Annotated in this window: 14 protein-coding genes; 6 read left to right on the forward strand and 8 right to left on the reverse strand. The window is 45.4% G+C overall.

Annotation, left to right across the window (positions count from 1 at the left end; translation table 11 throughout):
- Nucleotide 1: 1 nt before the first annotated feature.
- The 6 genes from pdxA (at nt 2) to BGK61_RS03345 (ending at nt 6145) form a co-directional block, all read left to right on the forward strand.
- Complete coding sequence (gene pdxA, locus BGK61_RS03320) at nt 2-988, forward strand: 4-hydroxythreonine-4-phosphate dehydrogenase PdxA (protein ID WP_076012429.1); 987 nt, start codon at nt 2-4, stop codon at nt 986-988.
- Nucleotides 985-1812: a 16S rRNA (adenine(1518)-N(6)/adenine(1519)-N(6))-dimethyltransferase RsmA gene (rsmA, locus tag BGK61_RS03325; RefSeq protein WP_076012428.1), complete on the forward strand. Its 828-nt coding sequence runs from the start codon at nt 985-987 to the stop codon at nt 1810-1812. The genes pdxA and rsmA overlap by 4 nt, the downstream gene beginning before the upstream one ends.
- Nucleotides 1813-1819: 7 nt before the next feature.
- Nucleotides 1820-2194: a Co2+/Mg2+ efflux protein ApaG gene (gene apaG / locus BGK61_RS03330; RefSeq protein ID WP_014997351.1), complete on the forward strand. Its 375-nt coding sequence runs from the start codon at nt 1820-1822 to the stop codon at nt 2192-2194.
- A 7-nt stretch (nt 2195-2201) separates the two neighbouring features.
- A complete protein-coding gene (locus BGK61_RS03335) occupies nt 2202-3029 on the forward strand; it encodes a symmetrical bis(5'-nucleosyl)-tetraphosphatase (RefSeq protein ID WP_076012427.1) in 828 nt (275 codons plus the stop codon).
- A 282-nt stretch (nt 3030-3311) separates the two neighbouring features.
- The gene (locus BGK61_RS03340; RefSeq protein ID WP_076012426.1) at nt 3312-5336 is read left to right on the forward strand and encodes a HAMP domain-containing methyl-accepting chemotaxis protein; all 2025 of its coding nucleotides are present in this window, start codon (nt 3312-3314) and stop codon (nt 5334-5336) included.
- Between the two features lie 227 nt (nt 5337-5563).
- Complete coding sequence (locus tag BGK61_RS03345) at nt 5564-6145, forward strand: SOUL family heme-binding protein (RefSeq protein WP_076012425.1); 582 nt, start codon at nt 5564-5566, stop codon at nt 6143-6145.
- Nucleotides 6146-6209: 64 nt separating this feature from the next.
- On the opposite strand, the gene lysC is transcribed toward BGK61_RS03345, so the two are convergent.
- The 8 genes from lysC to BGK61_RS03390 all read right to left on the reverse strand — a co-directional run bounded on the left by lysC (nt 6210) and on the right by BGK61_RS03390 (nt 19054).
- A complete protein-coding gene (lysC, locus tag BGK61_RS03350; RefSeq protein ID WP_076012424.1) occupies nt 6210-7559 on the reverse strand; it encodes a lysine-sensitive aspartokinase 3 in 1350 nt (449 codons plus the stop codon).
- 60 nt (nt 7560-7619) lie between these two features.
- Nucleotides 7620-8069, reverse strand: a complete 450-nt coding sequence (locus tag BGK61_RS03355; protein ID WP_014948302.1) for a DUF192 domain-containing protein — start codon at nt 8067-8069, stop codon at nt 7620-7622.
- 71 nt (nt 8070-8140) lie between these two features.
- A complete protein-coding gene (gene acnB, locus BGK61_RS03360) occupies nt 8141-10753 on the reverse strand; it encodes a bifunctional aconitate hydratase 2/2-methylisocitrate dehydratase (RefSeq protein WP_076026009.1) in 2613 nt (870 codons plus the stop codon).
- Nucleotides 10754-11104: 351 nt separating this feature from the next.
- Nucleotides 11105-12070: a DNA ligase gene (locus BGK61_RS03365; protein WP_076011205.1), complete on the reverse strand. Its 966-nt coding sequence runs from the start codon at nt 12068-12070 to the stop codon at nt 11105-11107.
- Nucleotides 12071-12498: 428 nt separating this feature from the next.
- The gene (locus BGK61_RS03375; RefSeq protein WP_076011206.1) at nt 12499-13680 is read right to left on the reverse strand and encodes an alpha/beta hydrolase-fold protein; all 1182 of its coding nucleotides are present in this window, start codon (nt 13678-13680) and stop codon (nt 12499-12501) included.
- Between the two features lie 149 nt (nt 13681-13829).
- Nucleotides 13830-15542 (reverse strand): ATP-binding protein, encoded by a 1713-nt coding sequence (locus BGK61_RS03380; protein ID WP_076011207.1) that lies wholly within the window; start codon nt 15540-15542, stop codon nt 13830-13832.
- Nucleotides 15543-15669: 127 nt separating this feature from the next.
- Nucleotides 15670-15936 (reverse strand): DNA ligase, encoded by a 267-nt coding sequence (locus tag BGK61_RS03385; RefSeq protein WP_076011208.1) that lies wholly within the window; start codon nt 15934-15936, stop codon nt 15670-15672.
- Between the two features lie 307 nt (nt 15937-16243).
- Complete coding sequence (locus tag BGK61_RS03390) at nt 16244-19054, reverse strand: bifunctional aconitate hydratase 2/2-methylisocitrate dehydratase (RefSeq protein ID WP_076011209.1); 2811 nt, start codon at nt 19052-19054, stop codon at nt 16244-16246.
- Nucleotides 19055-19268 lie beyond the last annotated feature (214 nt).

Consider the following 19268-nt stretch of genomic DNA (forward strand, 5'->3'; position numbering starts at 1 on the left):
CATGAGCACACCAATTAAAATAGCAATAACGCCGGGAGAACCGGCAGGTATCGGGCCAGATTTGATAATCAAACTGGCCCAAGAAACATGGCAAGCACAGCTTGTCGTGTTTGCCGATGGCGACATGCTCAGGGCGCGAGCAAGCACCTTGGGGTTGCCTTTAACGCTAATCGATTACGATGCCACTAACCCGCAAATTCAAGATGCGGGTTCGTTGTTTATAAAGCAGATAGATAAATCCGTTGATGTTACGCCGGGCGAGCTCGATAGCGAAAACGGGTTATATGTGGTCGAAACCCTGCGCCAGGCGTGTCAGGCTAATATGGATGGCGACTTCGACGCTGTAGTCACCGGCCCCGTGCACAAAGGCATTATTAACAAAGCGGGCGTTTCATTTAGCGGCCACACTGAATTTTTTGCCTATCAGTCCAATACCATTGATGTGGTTATGTTATTGGCAACTGAAGGCCTTAATGTGGCACTTGCTACCACACATATTCCCCTTGAATATGTGGCGAAGGCTATCACTCGAGAACGTCTTCATAAGGTCATTCATATCATCAACACCGACCTTAAATTGAAGTTTGGCGTTAAAGAACCTCATATCTACGTATGTGGTTTGAACCCTCACGCGGGTGAGGACGGTCATATTGGTACTGAAGAAATCCACACTATCATTCCCGCGCTTAACGAGCTTAGAGAAGAAGGCTTAAAGATCACAGGTCCTCTGCCTGCTGACACAATATTTCAGCCCAAATACTTAGAAAACGCTGATGTGGTACTCGCTATGTATCACGACCAAGGCTTACCCGTGCTAAAATATAAGGGTTTTGGGGCGTCAGTGAATATCACGCTAGGGTTACCCTTCGTTCGTACCTCGGTAGATCACGGTACTGCGTTAGATTTAGCAGGAACTGGTGAAGCCGACGCCGGTAGTTTCAGAAAAGCATTGGAAAAAGCCATCGAGCTTGCACATCATCAACAATGAGTAAAACACATTTAGGCCATACGGCCAGAAAGCGATTCGGTCAAAACTTCCTTCACGACGACTATGTGATAGGCAAGATTGTTGCAGCCATCGCGCCGAAAAATGAACAAAACCTGGTAGAAATTGGGCCAGGTTTAGGTGCGCTAACAGACCCTGTTTGTGAAGAAGTCGACGCACTGACAGTCATTGAGCTAGATAGAGATCTTGCCAAGCGATTACGACATCATCCGTTTAATGGCGATAAGCTAACGGTTATTGAACAAGATGCAATGACCATGGACTTTGGCGCCCTTTCGAAAGAGATGCCGATAAAAGACAAGAAGCTGCGCGTGTTTGGTAACTTGCCCTACAACATTTCAACGCCGCTGATGTTCCATCTTTTTGACCACGCTCACTGCATTGAAGACATGCATTTCATGCTTCAAAAAGAGGTAGTAAATCGTTTAGCCGCGGGGCCGGGTTCGAAAAACTACGGCAGACTTTCGGTTATGGCCCAGTATTACTGCCACGTCATTCCAGTGTTGAATGTTCCGCCAGGCGCGTTTAAGCCACCACCGAAGGTAGATTCTGCGGTAGTGAAGCTCGTACCTCATCGGACTCCTCCTGTAGACGTTGAGTCGGTAAATACCCTTGAGCGCGTTTGCGCACAAGCATTCAATCAGCGCAGAAAAACCATTCGCAACTCGCTAAAAGACAGTTTGAGTGAGGAAGAGATCCGAGATTTAGGTATTGACCCAACCTCTCGTGCGGAAGTGCTATCACTTAATGATTTTGCCACGATCGCTAATGCCGTATCGGCAAAAGAGCACCAACAAGAGCAGTAAGTTCTCTATGGATGTACTTGATATTAAGGTGCGGGTGAAAACCCGCCACCTTCCTGACCACCTCCCTTCAGATTCAAAGCAGTTTGCCTTCGCGTACCACATCACGATTGAGAACAATAGCGACCATACGGTACAGCTACTCAGCCGCTATTGGAAAATCACTGATGCAAACGGCAAGACGTCAGAAGTAGAAGGTGATGGTGTTGTAGGTAAGCAGCCTATCATGAAAGCAGGCGAGCACTTTGACTATACCAGTGGTGCTGTCATTGACACACCCGTTGGGAATATGGAAGGCTACTACGTGATGGAAATGGAAGGCGGTGAGCGCTTTCGCGTTCCTATTAACGTTTTTCGTTTAGCCATTCCAAGTATTCTTCATTAAGGTGTCTATGTCGCAAGGTAATACGTACGTCATCGGCGATATACAAGGCTGCTACGATGGCCTTCGTCGAGCGCTAGATAAAGTGAAATTCGACGAATCAAAAGATAAGCTACTCGCGGTGGGAGACTTGGTCGCGCGAGGAGAGGACTCGTTAAGTACGCTGCGTTTTTTAAAGTCTCTTGGTAACAACTTCAACAGTGTTCTAGGTAACCACGATCTTCACCTGCTTGCTGTTGTTAACGGTATCCGTAAAGCCAAAAAATCAGACAAGTTAGAGCCTCTACTCAATGCCGCAGAACTGACTGAACTCATTGACTGGCTTCGCCAGTTTCCGCTGGCAATGAAGTTAGACGAGCAGTCAGTAATGGTGCACGCGGGGCTTTACCCTAAATGGTCTATAGATGAGTGTGTTTCACTTAGTGACGAAGTTAGCAACATCCTAAAATCCGACAATTACGCAGCTTTTCTTTCAGAAATGTACGGGAATAAGCCAAGTAACTGGTCGAGTGAACTTAAAGGCAAGGAGCGACTGCGTTTTATTGTAAATGCCTGTACACGCATGCGCTTTGTTCATACCGATGGCACTCTCGATTTTGACAATAAGTCACACCCCAGCGCAGTTTCACACAGTACTAGTAGTACTTTAAAGCCGTGGTTCGATGTAGAGAATACACAGCTAAACCAAAACCAACGCGTGGTGTTTGGACACTGGGCTGCTCTGTCCGGTCAAACTAATAACCCCCAGTTTATAGGATTGGATACAGGGTATGTGTGGGGTCAAAGTATGACGCTGCTAAACCTCAATGCTTCTTCGCTTGTGAGCGTTAGTGCGTAAAATAACGCTCAACGAGCGCATGAGCTATCCTAATAAAGCGGTTACAGACCTTAGAATTTCACTCTAACTGGTACTACCAGTTGAAGTTTATACACTTAGGTGCGAAATAAAATAAACATTAAGTCACTGTAGCCGATACAATTACTTACGATAGTAACGATGAAGTCTTAATTATCTGTTCAGAAATAGAGCAAAGTAGCTTGTTTAATGGCTATATTTTGTTTGCTGAGACGGGTAATATCGTTAGGGATAAAAATAAAAAACACTCATCCAGGAGTTCCGATGAAAATAACGGTAGCCACACGCGTAATCGGGGGATTTGTAGCGATTAGCGCACTTCTGATCGTCATTAGTGTTGTTTCACTTTATAACCTCAACTCAATTGGCTCAGCAACGGAAGAAGTTAATGACGTTGCTCTACCCACGGTAGCAGGTAGTAATGCACTCAAAGCAAGCTTCCTCAATATGGGCCGCCTTACCTTTGAAAGTTACATCGAAGAAGATCTAAATGGCTTAAAAGACAAAAGATCGTCTTTTAACTCAGCCAAAGATAACTTTGAAAGTGAGTATAAGAAACTTGCCCAAGCCGTCGATAACCAGCAGGAACTCAAGAATACGCTTAACACTGTACGAGAGTCCTATGAAGCGTATATCACTAATGTTGAGGCGATGTATAAAAATCATCAAATGTATCTTGATATTCGCAACACGATTCAAGACAGACTGGGTGACGCTGAAGACAACGCAGACGATGCATCAACGTACCTTCTGGACTTCTCAGACTTAGACGCCGTTCAGCGCGACCCTAACTTACGACGTGCAGCTGAGATTGGTGGCCAACTTGAGACGTCATTGCTTTCATTATTAACCGTTTCTAACGAATACATTAAGACCGAAACACTACTTCGCTCGCAGACACTAGGTAACGAAGTTGATCTGGTTGTTGAAAAAGTAGTGACACAGTTAAGCGATATGATGCAAACCGCAGGTGGTCGCGATGACTCTGGCACGCTTGATGACATTAACGACTTGGTTAACAACGCAATCAATGCGATTAAAGCTAACGATGGTGTAGTTCAGCTTCATGTTGATCGTCTAGAGCGCAGAAACGATGCAGAGAAAGCGCTGAATGCATCAGATTCAAATATTGCACAAGCTGTTGTGGCTTTGGAAAACCTGCTTAACCTAGCGGATAAGAAAGCGTCACACGTAGAAAGCCAGGTGAATAGTGCCATTGCGACAGGTAACACCTTTGTCATAGTTGTAGTTATTATCTCTATTGCGGTAGCGGCCTTCATTGGCTATGTAACCGTTCGCGCTATTACACGTCCGCTATACCGTGTAAATGAACTTCTTACAGTGGCCTCATCAGGCGATCTTACTCACCGTCTAGACGATTCGGCACAAGACGAGTTTGGTCTTTTAGCCCGTAACTGTAATACACTTATTGGCAATCTTAAGGAACTTATCACCGCTATTAACGTTCGTGCAGAACAGTTGGCAGCGGCTTCAGAGCAAACGTCTGCGGTAACAGCGCAAACCACCCACTCTATTCAGGATCAGAAATCACAAATTGGCCAAGTAGCAACAGCAACCACAGAAATGCACTCTACGTCGCAGCTGGTTGTGCAAAACGCTGAAGATACGTTAAGTCAAATTCGCCATGCGGATGCTGAGGCTGAGAACGTGCGCCAAATCTCACTAGAAAATAAGAACACCATTGAGATCTTATCTCGTGACGTTCAAGAAGCGGCTGATGTTATTAATAAGCTTCACCAAGACAGCGCAAGTATTGGTGGCATCTTGGATGTTATTCGCGGTGTTGCAGATCAAACCAACCTGTTAGCATTGAATGCTGCCATTGAGGCTGCCCGCGCTGGGGAACAAGGTCGAGGCTTTGCGGTAGTTGCCGACGAAGTGAGAACGCTTGCAAGCCGTACTCAAGAGTCGACACAAGAAATCAATGCCATGATTGAAGTACTTCAGGCTGGTGCTGAAAAAGCGGTAGCAGTGATGAATCAGGGTAAAGAGCAAACGGCAGCTTGTGTGGCGCAAACTGAGAAGGCTACACAGGCACTGGATATCATTTCAGACGCAGTTCACAAAGCCCATGACGTGAGCTCTCAAATTGAGCAGTCTGCACGTGAACAGAATACGGTATCGCAAGAAATCAGTGAAAAGCTTGAAACTATTGTAGGTATAGCCGAAGAGACGACAGCTGGTGCACAGCAAACGTCTGAGTCTAGTCATGAAGTGGCTCGACTTGCTGAAGAGTTACAGCAGTCTATTAGACAGTTTAAAGTGTAACGCTTTTTACAAACCTGTTTTAAGAAGGGGCTTTTAGCCCCTTTTTTGTGTCTAACAATTAATCTGGCACACTTTAGGAATGCATAGATAGTTACTTTAGAACCGTTCAACTGAGCATTAATCGGCTTTAATTCGTATAAGGACTATTCGTAACAAACCACTAAAAAAGAATGATATTTTCCCGTTTTCGCTTGCCTCTTTTCATTACTACTTTATTGGTGTCAACAATGATCCAGGCTGAGCCATCATATTACAAAGATACAGAAACCCTTCCCTATTCCATTATCGAGACCCTTGATGAAGATATTGAAGTGAGGCATTACAATGAAGCGTTAGGCGTAATGTCTAGTGGGAATGAAGATAACGGAGCATTTCAGCTACTCTTTAATTATATCTCTGGTGAGAATACATCCAGTAGCAATGTGTCAATGACGTCCCCCGTAGAAGTTGGAAAGCGCTCTCAAGAAATTGCAATGACCTCTCCTGTCGAAGTCTTATCTTCAGAAACAATGATGTTTTTCTTGCCCAGCAAATATGACATTAAAAGCGCTCCTGTGCCTACGCACAAAGATGTATCGCTGGTTACTGTACCAGCGAGAACGGTAGCCGCTATTCGTTATTCAGGTTTCAACAAGGACAGCGATAAGAAGCAGTATACGAATAAACTGCTTAAAGCCCTTAGGGACAATAATATTGAGCTTGATGGTGAACCTAGCTATATGGGCTACGACTCGCCTTTCACCCTACCGTGGAATAAACGTCACGAAATCATTGTACCGGTCGACATTTTGAAATCATCTACAAACTGATGTGAAATAAAAACGGCCGCCTTTAAGGCGACCGTTTTTTGGGGTCATTCAGCACAGTAGGTGCTTATTCAAATAACGCCGTGTGAAGCTTGCGAACCACGTCGTCACTGTCGGTCTCGTTAACCAAGAACGATAGGTTGTGCGGGTTGGCACCAAAACAAATCATGCGCAGGTTGAAGTCTGAAACCGCAGCAAAAATCTTACTTGAAACACCCACAGCGGTTTGCATGTTGTTACCTACAACGGTGACAAGGTCATAGCCTTTTTCCACTTTCACATCACAGATGGTTTCAAGTTCAGCAATGGTCTCTTTATTCAAACGCTGGGCCACCGAGTTGGCTGGGTTATCAAGAGTAAACGATACCGAGATTTCTGACGTGGTTACCAAATCAACACTTAGCTTGTGCTTAGCGATGATGGCAAAAACCTGCTGTAGGAAGCCTTGCGCATACATCATCTTCGGTGTTTTCACTGTCACCATTACCTGCTCTTTACGGCGAGTAATAGCGCGATACGGTGGTTCGTGCTCACAATCACGCACAATCCAAGTACCACCCTTTTCTGGCTCCTTACTAGAGCCTACAAACACCTTTATGTCCTTGCGAAGTGCAGGCTCCATAGTGGCAGGATGTAGTACCTTGGCACCAAAGGTGGCCATTTCCGCCGCTTCTTCAAAGCTAAGCTCAGGTAATGGGTGTGCAGCCGCAGTAATACGCGGGTCGGTTGTATACACACCAGTTACGTCAGTCCAAATTTCACAGGATTCAGCGTCTAGCGCTTCGGCTAGTAGCGCTGCGGTAAAATCTGAGCCACCGCGACCTAATGTTGTGGTACGGCCTTCTTCATCAGCGCCGACAAAACCTTGAGTAACCACAATTGCATTTTCAATTTCAGGCGCAAGCAATTGTTTAGATAGCTTTTCGATTTCTTCGATTTGTGGCGCGCCTTCACCAAACTCACTGTCCGTACGTAACACCTTACGTACGTCAAAGTTCATGGTTTTTACGCCCTGCTCTGCAAGCACGGAAGAGAACATTAGCGATGACATTCGCTCGCCCATTGAAAGCAGTTGATCTTTCAAATCATCACGGTGAAGGATCTCTTCGTGAAACGCTAAGCTTCGCATTTCATCTAACAAGTCGTTGAGCTTTGGCTCAATAACATCTTTGTCTTTCAACTTGTTTAGAATGGCCAGCTCGATATTGATGATAGCCTGACAGGTCTCTTCAATTTGCTGTTGCGTCATAGGTGTGTGCGCTAGGCTTACCAGGTGATTAGTTACACCCGCCGCAGCACTCACTACTACAATGCGCGTTTTGTCATTACCGGCAACAATTCGGGCGCAGTTCTGCATTACTTCGTAATTCGCAACGCTAGTTCCACCGAACTTAGCTATCGATAAGGCATTTGTCACTATATTTAACTCCAGAATAAAACTAGCATTTCGCTAGCGGCAACCGCGCGATCTGCGCGGTTAATCAATCGTTATTTGGTCGCCTACTTTTATGTTATTCTCGGCAAACCACCCTTGGTTCATTTCCAACGCGTAAAGTACCTCTTTCGATGATCCGACCGACTCCAAGCTATGCGGAGTGAGAGGTTTTATATCCGTTATTACGCCTTTTCTGTCGATAAATGCCACGTCTAGAGGAACAAAGGTATTTTTCATCCACATGCCCGCAAATTTTGGGCTAGAAAACTTAAAAAACATACCGCAGTCTTCGCACAAGGCTTTGCGAAACATAAGGCCCTGCGCGCGTTGTTCAAAGGTTTTGGCATACTCAACTTCATAGTGCTTGCCGCCAATCTCCAGCGTAATGGATTCGAAGTCCACTGAGTTCAGCGACGATACAGGGTCAACCTGCGCTTTTGCACACCCTAAGGTTAATACAAGTGCAGCAACAATAAAGAAAGATTTTCCCATTAGACATTCCTTTTCGCCATAAAAAAGCCGGTCACCATTACGGTCACCGGCTTTGTAGTTTATACACTATTTTAAGCAACATTCAATGTTGGAATAATGCGCGCTTTCGCTTCTTCTTCAGCCTTCTTAAAGCTAGGCATTTTGTCGAAGTTTAAGTAACGGAATACTTCACCCGACATTGCATTAATTTTGCTGGCGTATTCCATGTACTCTTCAGCAGTTGGAATGCGCCCAACAATGGCACCCACCGCGGCAAGCTCTGCTGAGGTCAAATATACGTTCGCCCCATCGCCCAAGCGGTTAGGGAAGTTACGAGTAGACGTTGAAAGTACGGTTGTTCCCGCATCCACCCTTGCTTGGTTACCCATACACAGTGAGCAGCCGGGCATTTCTGTACGTACGCCTACGCGACCATAAATGTTGTAATAGCCCTCTTCCATTAACTGGGCTTTGTCCATCTTAGTCGGTGGCGACATCCATAAACGGGTGGGCAGTGTTTTGTTGTACTGCTCAAGTAGCTTACCGGCTGCGCGGAAGTGACCAATGTTTGTCATACATGAACCAATGAAGACCTCGTCTACCTTGTCACCTGCAACGTCAGATAAGGTTTTCGCATCGTCAGGATCGTTAGGGCAGCACACAATTGGCTCTTTAATTTCGTTAAGATCGATTTCGATAACCTCAGCGTATTCAGCGTCTGCATCGGCGCGCATCAACTCTGGGTTAGCTAACCATTCTTCCATTTTTTGCGCTCGACGCTCTAGCGTACGAGGGTCACCATAACCTTCGTTAATCATCCAGCGAAGCATGGTAATGTTTGAACGCAGGTATTCAGCAATCGACGCTTCAGATAGATTGATAGTACAACCTGCTGCTGAACGCTCCGCCGACGCGTCGGACAGCTCGAACGCCTGCTCTACGGTGAGGTTTTCTAGCCCTTCGATTTCAAGAATACGGCCAGAGAAGGCATTGATCTTGCCTTTTTTCTCGACCGTTAATAAGCCTTGTTTAATGGCGTACAGCGGAATGGCGTGTACTAGGTCGCGTAGCGTAATGCCCGGCTGCATTTCACCCTTGAATCGCACTAGTACCGACTCGGGCATATCTAGCGGCATAACGCCAGTAGCGGCAGCGAACGCGACCAGACCTGAACCTGCAGGGAATGAAATACCTAATGGGAAGCGGGTATGGGAGTCACCACCCGTGCCTACTGTGTCAGGCAGCAGCATGCGGTTTAACCAGCTGTGAATAATGCCGTCGCCAGGACGAAGCGATACACCACCGCGATTCATTATAAAATCAGGTAGCGTGTGCTGCGTTTCTATATCCACCGGCTTTGGATAAGCGGCAGTGTGACAGAATGATTGCATGGTTAAATCGGCAGTAAAGCCAAGACAAGCTAGATCTTTGAGCTCATCGCGAGTCATAGGGCCTGTAGTATCTTGTGAACCCACGGTAGTCATTTTAGGTTCGCAGTAGGTGCCTGGACGAATACCTTCAACACCACACGCCTTACCCACCATTTTTTGGGCAAGCGAGAATCCCGCACCGCTGTCTTTTGGTTGTTCAGGTTTTCTGAATAAGTCCGTCGGGCCTAAGCCTAATGTCTCACGCGCTTTCTCGGTAAGACCACGACCAATAATCAGGTTGATACGCCCACCTGCGCGCACTTCATCTAGAATCACTTTCGACTTATAGCTGTATTCAGCGAGAAGTTCACCAGTTTCGTGGTTGGTGATTTTTCCTTCAAACGGGTAGATGTCTATCACATCACCCATGTTCATTTTGTCTACATCAGCTTCAAACACCAACGCACCGGCGTCTTCCATTGTGTTGAAGAAGATAGGCGCGACTTTTGAACCAATGCACACACCACCGCCTCGTTTATTAGGCACACCCGGTAAGTCTTCACCAAAGAACCACAATACAGAGTTAGTTGCCGACTTGCGTGACGAGCCAGTTCCAACTACATCACCGACAAACGCTACGGGATACCCCTTACTTTTGACTTCTTCTATCTGCGCCATTGGGCCTTTAACACCTGGCTCTTCTGGCTCTAGACCTTCGCGGGGCATTTTATAAGCGGCTAGGGCGTGCAGAGGAATATCTGGGCGAGACCATGCGTCCGGGGCTGGCGACAAATCATCAGTATTGGTTTCACCGGTCACCTTAAATACGGTATAAGTGATTTTGTCGTCCATTAACTTACGCGACGTAAACCATTCACCTTCCGCCCAAGATTTAATGATGTCAGTGGCGTACTCATTACCCGCCTTGTGCTTTTCTTCCACATCGTGATAAGCATCAAACATTAAAAGGGTGTGTTTTAGCTCTTTGGCCGCCAACGGCGCAAGCGCCTCGTCATCAAGTAGCTCAACTAAGGTGGCAATGTTATAGCCACCATGCATATTACCTAATAACTCAACGGCTTTTTCTTTAGAGATAAGCTCACAGCTGTCTTCGCCTTTAGCGATTGCACTTAAAAAACCCGCTTTAACGTAAGCCGCTTCATCAACCCCAGGCGGTACGCGTTCTGAAATCAGTTCTAAAAGGAATTCACCTTCACCCTCTGGCGGATTCTTTAATAAATCTACAAGGGCTGCTACCTGTTCAGTATTAAGTGGTTTTGGTGGAATATTTTGAGCGGCACGTTCTTCAACGTGATTGCGGTAGTCTTGTAACACAGTCTCTTCCTCTAAGTTAGCTTGCGCAATGGGAGTAAACGGTCTTGTACGCACTTGACGCAAGGTGTGTTTAATAAATCATCAACAGTATAACTTCACGGACTCATTTTTTAAATTTTAAGCCCTTTTAATTCACTTATAATCGCTATTCATCGCATTACTTTTAAACGCAAAAAGCGATTAATTAAAATTCAATAAAGCGACTTTAGTAATTAACCTATAAGTAAGTTATAAGGCTTTTAGAGATAAAGACAAGGGTTAGCGCTAGACAGGGATATCGCAATAAGAGAAAAACGTAAACGATAGACAACAGTCGTTTTAAGTCAGTTGTTCAAAAGGTCAGGCATACTACTAAGGCATGTCGGTCAAAGACAAATCAGACAATGGCCTAGTCCTAAGGTAGCTCGCAAACCGCGGCTTACCGTTTTTCGTCACACCATAAAACTTAAAGGTTACCCAACTGCCAACGACGGGGGGCGCTTGGCGCTCTTTCTCTGAAAAGCCCGTTCCCAGTTTGAATTGAATGCCACCTCTCGTTTCGACTAGAAGCGAGCCCATCATGTCTTTAAACCGCCCTTTCCCCGGAAGTATTGCAAGCACCCTTGCTTCTGCATCTTCAAATTTTTTTACTTTAAGTAAATCATCACTTCTACCGGCTGCGTATAGCGCTTCTCCATGATGAAGCATTAACCCTTCCCCACCGCCTTGCGTTACTTCATCTAGTTTTCTTTCAAGCGCATCGAGGGTTGCCAGTTTAAACTGAGAAACTACGGCAAATGTTGGGTTAGCGGTGACTTTGCCTATACGATTGAGCGCGCTAAGTCGTTTATCAAAGGAAATGCCCGCCGCAGGCATGTCGAAAGCCATGAACCTAACCCGAGACCAGCGGCTACTTAATTCGTGGCTCGCTACAGATTTAGCGCCTTTTGTAGATTCAGTGCCAGATAAATGGCTGCCTAAAGAGTGAGGTTCAACGTTCGCCAACTTAGAAAGAACTATGGAAGCCGTAAGCTCAAACTTCCCTCTCGCTATCCAGAGTTCACCATCGATAGTTGCTTCTGGCCAGTTAGTCGTGAACCACGCAGGCGCGTATATCTTGTTCCCGTTGCGAGTACGTAGCTCGGTGCCGTCCCACCTTGCGCGAATACCGTCTAGCTTCTCACTAACCCAATAGTCAGCCACGTTAATAACTGTGCGGTTTTGATTGTATTGCTTAGCAAGCTGCAGCCCTTCGACAACATCGAACTTGGGCTTTGCACTAACGTTAGCAATAGCAGTGATTAAAAATACACTTACAGCAGTCAGAAAATATCGCATTGAAGCTTCCTCAAAATCGTTAAACCTTGCTTTAACGCTTTTAGAAAAGAAGCGAAAACAAAGAAGGCAGAGTAAATTACTCTGCCTTCGACGCTTTTTTAACTGAACAAAAGAACGTATTTGGTGAGGGGAAACGGTATTAGTCAGTAACGATATCGAGAATGGCAAAAATTACATCTTCAACAATGGCTTCACCTGTTGTTCTTTCATTGTCACGCTGTAATTGGTAATTTTCCAGACAAGCATTTAGCTCCTCATCGGGAGTTTAACTCTATGTAAATCTGTGCTGTTGGCTTGCTCAATGCAGTGTTCCGTTTGCTTATTAGTAAACATACTGCAGCCGCTTATACTTGCTGTAATTACAACAATTACAGCCGCATTTACATACCAGATTAGCTGTTCAAATACGCGCCTTTGCTTCACTTAAACTATTCCTTAAGCAACGATTGAAGGCGTTGTTGCCTATTTACATAGACCTTATGGCCATCGTACTCAGGTGTGGAAAGAGCTAGAGCCTTATTCACGCTTTCCAGCGCCTTTTTATATTCCCCCATCTGCTCGTATCCGTACGCCAGGCCGTTGTGTGCATCTGGCGTTTGAGGATACTTAGCAATATCGTGCTTGAACAGGGAAATGGCCTGGTCATAGTTTTGTGCACGAACATAGTGATAGCCCAACTCGCGTATGACCCACTCCGGCGCTTCAAGTTTCTCGCCCCGCTGTTTTGAAACACGGGCATAATATTCGTCGATGCTATTAATATTCCCACTGTACTGCTGCGGGGTTAAATAGGCTGACAAGAACAAATGGTGGTAAGCACTAAAGGTTGAAGCAGCTGAAACCAAATTATGTGTAACACCCTCGTAAGCTTCGTTTTCCCATCTCAATCCGGCAGGTTGGTTTGTCCGCATTCCAGAAATCATATCGTTATAGTAAGGGCGCATGGGCGCGCCTTCGTTGCCGATAGACGTGTAAATGAAGTGGTCTAAGAGATTGGCAGATTTTAAAAATGCAACCGTGCTTTTTGCTGATGCGCCATAGTTCCACCACACAGCAGCACTGTAAGTCAGCGCGGCGTTAAAAAGTTCAGGCTTCTGGGTAAGTGCGTACAACGCAAATACGCCTGCGGCTGATGCACCCTCTATCACTCGAAAGTCATGCACGCGATATTTCTTCTCTACCATTGGCATAAGCTCAGTGGTTATAAAGGAAAGAAAGTTTGCACCACCACCGCCATAGCCTACGGGCCCGTTTGGATCTTCATTCGCCGTGGGGTATAGATCGCGAAGACGGTCGGTGTTTTCAATGGCGACTATAATGACTTCCGGTGCAGCATTCTGAGATTGAAGCGATTCTAGCACTGCATTCATCATAGTGAGATTGCCCGCACCATCTAGTCGATAAATAACGGGGTATTTCTTGTCGGGGTTTTCGGCATAGCTTTTAGGAAGCTGAACAACCACTTCTCGCTGTTCGTTCAACACTTTAGATTGGAGTTTCTCTATATTCAGTTCGTAACGCAGACTGTTATTACCTGTCTCGCTTTTCACTGAAAGGCTTGGTAAAGCAAGAATGAGTACGGCAATAATAGTATAAACTTGTGACTTCAAACTTAAATCCTTTTATAGGGCGCTTGCATACATCGAGTACTAATTCTTGTTTCTCAAATTTTAATGTTTACTCAATTTGAACAAGCGCGTTTTTATTTTAATTTTTCTAAAACAAGGGGAGTGAAGCGAGCAACGCTTCAAAAGGAACGTTACTCGGTATGAACGGCTTTGGCAATCTGAGAATTATCGGTAGGCATATCAGGGTGTAAATACTTAATCAGCATAGCGTGTAATTCCGTTTTATTGACCGGTTTTGTAAGATACCCATTCATTCCGGACGCTAACGCTTTATTTATTTCTTCTACCACCACCGCCGCTGTGAACGCAACAATGGGAATGGTGATGTTTGCCTGTCGCAGTGCTAACGCAGCTTCCGAACCATTCATTTCCGGCATATGCAAATCCATTAAAATGAGGTCGAAAGGTTGGCTTTGCGCAAGCTCTACCGCTTCTTTACCGGTATTAGCAAGCACTACGTTAAGTCCTGTATCCTCAAGTAAAGACTTGGCTACTACCTGATTAATATCGTTATCTTCGGCCACCAGAACGGTGAGGTTCGAGAACGACGGGGCCATATTTGTCTCGCGAGTAGATACCACTTTATCTGCAACTTCGAACGGTAATTCAAAGTAGAACTCGCTCCCTTCACCCACTGCACTTTTTAAAGATACCGCGCCCCCCATTGCCTCGACCAGGCTTTTAACTATCTGTAACCCAAGCCCTGTTCCCCCATGCACTCTATTAATGCTGCTATTGGCTTGCGTAAACGCTTCGAAAACCCGTTCTTGTTCAGATGCATCAATTCCCTCACCTGTGTCCTTTACAGAAAACCTGACAATTTGGTGAGTTGATGAGGTTTCTCCTTTATCTAAAGTAAGCGTCACACTTCCTTGATGTGTAAACTTTATCGCATTACTCACTAAATTATTGAGCACTTGAGAGAGGCGCGTTGCGTCTCCCACCACACTAGTATTCAGTGTTTTATCTACATTAATTCTCAGTGAAATACCTTTGTTCTTTGCAAGTTGCGCATAGAAAGCAACGCAATCTTTGGCCGTCGTTTTTAAATCAAAGGAAATAGTTTCTAGCGCGAGTTTCCCAGCATTCAGTTTGGAGAGATCTAATATGTCGTTCAAAATGCGATTAAGGGAGAGCCCTGAACGCTGGATTTTCTCCAAATTAGGCCGAGCATTTTCCGAGATTTCATGGAAAAGCACTACATCAGTAAGCCCCAATATTCCATTTAGTGGCGTACGAATTTCGTGAGACATGGTAGCGAGAAACCTAGACTGTGCCGCCGACGCCTGCTTTTCGCTTTCAAGCGCCCGGTTTAATTCGCGCGTTTTCTCTTTACTCTCAACCAGTGCCTTTTCCAGTTGGCTGGCAAGTGCATAAATAAGTAGCGATACGACCAGATTAGTGACACACAGCCTCAGCCACAAGCCTTCGTCATAGTCACCATCAAAAAATGGCACTAAGAACGTGCAACTCGCTAGGACGACCATCGCACTCACACGCCATCCATTTGAAAGCAACAATATAGGGAATATTGTGGCGATAGGAACCAAGGTTGCAGGCAAAAGTCCATTGCTTATGACGAGGTAGGGCGCCACCGGGATAGTGAGTACAGCCCACAACTTTGCGAACCATTCCCTATAGTTAGGTAACGAAATCCCTGCAATAGATATTGCACACCAGGACAAACCAAAAAAAGACGCGACATAAACATTTTGGGGTTGCGCGATGACGATCACGACCAAAATAAGTAACGAAAAGACCAGCAGAATTTTAAAACCTGCACTTCGCAAGGCGGTGGTAATTTCACCAAGTGATTCAGGCTCTGTAATGTACTGCTTCGGCATTAGGCGTTCTAATAATTATTAAATGTCTGATAACTCAGTATAAGTACGAAACAGCAACTCTGCAGAAAAAATATGGGGTCAGAGTACTTTTCTCAATAATTAACTCTGACCCCAATTTTTAGACAACTTAATTTCTACTAGTAAATGCACGTTCCAAAATGGCCACCATAAGGTCGCCGAAAAGTGCTCCAGCTGTGGAGCGCTCGGCTCTTCTAACCTGATATGATTCATCAAGGCAATGTTGCAAACGTGTGTTTGCCACTTCGGCGCTGTTAATTTCGTCTTTGTTTACTTGCTCAATGCACTTATCGGTATGAACCATACTGGTGGTGCTACAGCCCCCCAACAAAATGGCTGACCCGAGCAGGAAGAAGAATATCGTTAAATTTTTCATAGGTTACCTTTCCCTAGTACACAATGAACAAAACAACCACTATATCGCTTCAGTGTAGTAGCTTAGCGGTATTGTTCAATCCTACAACAAAAGTAATGGGGTCAGAGTACATTTCTAGCTGTGTACCACTAGGCCTGCAATCGTATTAATGTACTCTTATTAATGTACTCTGACCCCATTATTTCTAGCTGGCTACCGCAGGGTTTATTACCCTATTAATGTACTCTGACCCCAATTTTTTGTTTCGGGTACAAAAAAGCCCCAACCGGGGTTGGGGCTTTTAAATGTTTTTGAAAGCGTTAGGTGCTTATACGCGCTTAACCGCTACATCAGCTTCAAACTTTGGCTTAACTGCTAAGTCTTCTGAAGGAGGAGCAAACTTAGTTAGGTCAATGCCTGCAACCGCTTGCTTGTACTCTTCTGTCGTCGGGAAACGACCAAGAACCGTTGAAAGTACTACTAGCGGCGTAGAGCCAAGTAGTGATTCACCTTTCTTCTCAGCAGAGTCAGCTACAACACGACCTTGGAAAAGACGAGTAGACGTCGCAATTACTGTGTCGCCTGGCTCAGCTTTTTCTTGGTTACCCATACATAGGTTACATCCAGGACGCTCTAGGTAAAGAATGTTGTCGTACTTAGTACGCGCCGCTTCTTTAGGCTTAGCGTCGTCAAATTCAAAACCTGCGTACTTCTGAAGGATTTCCCAATCGCCTTCTGCTTTAAGCTCATCAACGATGTTGTATGTAGGTGGCGCAACAACTAGCGGCGCCTTGAACTCTACAGAGCCGTTAAGCTTCTCTAGGTTACGCAGCATTTGTGCGATAATTTGCATGTCACCTTTGTGAACCATACAAGAACCAACAAAGCCTAGATCTACAGGCTTACCATCGTAGTAAGAAACTGGACGGATAACGTCGTGGGTATAACGCTTAGATACGTCTTCGTTGTTTACGTCCGGGTCAGCAATCATTGGCTCATCGATTTGATCTAGGTCGATAACCACTTCTGCGTAGTACTTAGCGTTGTCATCTGGTGCAAGCGCTGGCTCTTCACCCGACTTGATTTCAGCGATACGCTTGTCAGCAAGGTCAATAAGACCCTGAAGCATCTTCGCTTCGTTGTCCATGCCCTTGTCGATCATAATCTGGATACGGCTCTTCGCAAGCTCAAGTGACGCAATCATTGTCTCGTCGTTAGAGATACAGATTGACGCTTTCGCCTTCATTTCTGCAGACCAGTCAGTGAATGTGAACGCTTGATCCGCTAATAGCGTACCAATTTGTACTTCAATTACGCGACCTTGGAACACGTTCTCGCCAGAGAACTGCTTAAGCATTTGCGCTTGAGTAGCGTGAACCACGTCACGGAAGTCCATGTGCTCTTTCATTTTACCTTTAAAGGTAACTTTCACAGACTCTGGAATTGGCATTGCCGCTTCACCTGTCGCAAGCGCTAGCGCTACCGTACCTGAGTCAGCACCGAATGCTACACCTTTAGACATACGCGTGTGCGAGTCACCACCGATGATAATTGCACGGTCGTCTACTGTGATGTCGTTAAGCACTTTGTGAATAACGTCAGTCATTGAGTGGTAAACGCCTTTAGGGTCACGCGCAGTGATTACACCAAAGTTGTTCATGAAAGACATTAGCTTAGGAATGTTAGCCTGCGCTTTCTTGTCCCATACCGACGCCGTGTGACAACCCGACTGGTAAGCACCATCAACTGTTGGAGAAATTGTTGAAGCCGCCATTGACTCTAGCTCTTGGCAAGTCATTGGGCCCGTAGTGTCCTGAGAACCTACGATGTTAACTTTAACGCGAACGTCAGAACCAGCGTGAAGCGGTGCATCTGAGTTTACGCCTACTGCATTACGGTTAAAGATTTTCTCAACCGCTGTTAGACCTTGGCCTTCGTGAGACACTTCTTTCGACGGTGCATAAACCGCTGGCGCTTTAACACCTAAAGTACGTGCTGCGAAAGATTGTAGCTGCTTACCGAATACTACTGCGTAAGAACCACCCGCTTTCATGAACTCCATTTTCTGAGGAGTAAATGATGCAGATACGTCTGCTAGCTCTTGTGAACCGTTGTAAAGCTTTTTCGCTTTAGTATCGATAGTTAGTACGGTACCTGTTGCAACAGAGTAAGCTTCTTCTAGCACTGGGTCGCCGTTAGCATCGCGAACTACTTCGCCGTTCTCGTCTGTTTTCTTGACCCAGTTTTTAAGGTCAAGACCAATACCACCAGTTACATCTACGGTAGTAAGGAAGATTGGTGCGATACCGTTAGTACCAGCAACAATTGGCGCTTTGTTTACAAAAGGAATGTAAGGACTTGTTGGCTCACCTGCCCATAGTGCAACGTTGTTCACACCAGACATACGTGAAGAACCTACACCCATTGTGCCTTTTTCAGCAATTAGCATTACTTTGGCGTTAGGGTGCTTTTTTCCAAGCTCAACAATTTCTTGCTGTGCTTCAGGAGAAATCATGCACTGGCCGTGAAGTTCACGGTCTGCACGAGAGTGCGCTTGGTTACCTGGAGAAAGAAGGTCAGTTGAAATATCACCTTCAGCAGCAATGTAAGTTACTACTTCAATTTTCTCTGGAACATCAGGAAGCTTGGTGAAGAACTCCGCTTTTGCGTAGCTTTCTAGTACGTCTTTAGCAATGGCGTTACCCGCTTTAAACGCTGTTTCTAGACGTTCAGTATCAGCTTCGTATAGATAAACTTGAGTCTTCAATACTTCTGCAGCTGGCTTTGCAACTGCTTCGTTGTCAGAAAGTGCCAGGTCTAATAGCACTTCTACAGACGGGCCACCTTTCATGTGTGAAAGCAGCTCTAGTGCGAATTCAGGCGTAATTTCTTCTACTTTCTCTTCGCCAAGTACAATTTCTTTTAGGAATTGTGCTTTAACACCAGCAGCAGGTGTAGTACCTGGTAGCGTGTTATAGATAAAGAATTTTAGAGAGTCTTCGCGATGCTCGTTTGTTGTATCTTTGATTTGAGCAATAATTTCAGACAGCAGCTCAGCACTGTCAATTGGCTTAGGGTTAAGACCTAGTTCCGTTTTACGGGTTTCGATCTCTGCCAGATATTCTGAATACAAACTCATATAGTTCTCTCGGTCTTAGTTTTACTTGGGCGTAGTGTTAAGTCGGTCTTAGCTATACGCATATAAAAATGAGGGATATTTTAACCGATTTTTGCCCGTTACGTAATGACTGAAAGTAATCAGGCTGGCAATCACGCCGCTAAAGAATGGTAATGAAAGGAGGCGTTACAAAAGGCATAAAAAAGCGCCCTTTATCTAAATAAAAATTAAACCA

This window comes from Alteromonas abrolhosensis, assembly GCF_001953635.1.
GTDB lineage: Bacteria > Pseudomonadota > Gammaproteobacteria > Enterobacterales > Alteromonadaceae > Alteromonas > Alteromonas abrolhosensis.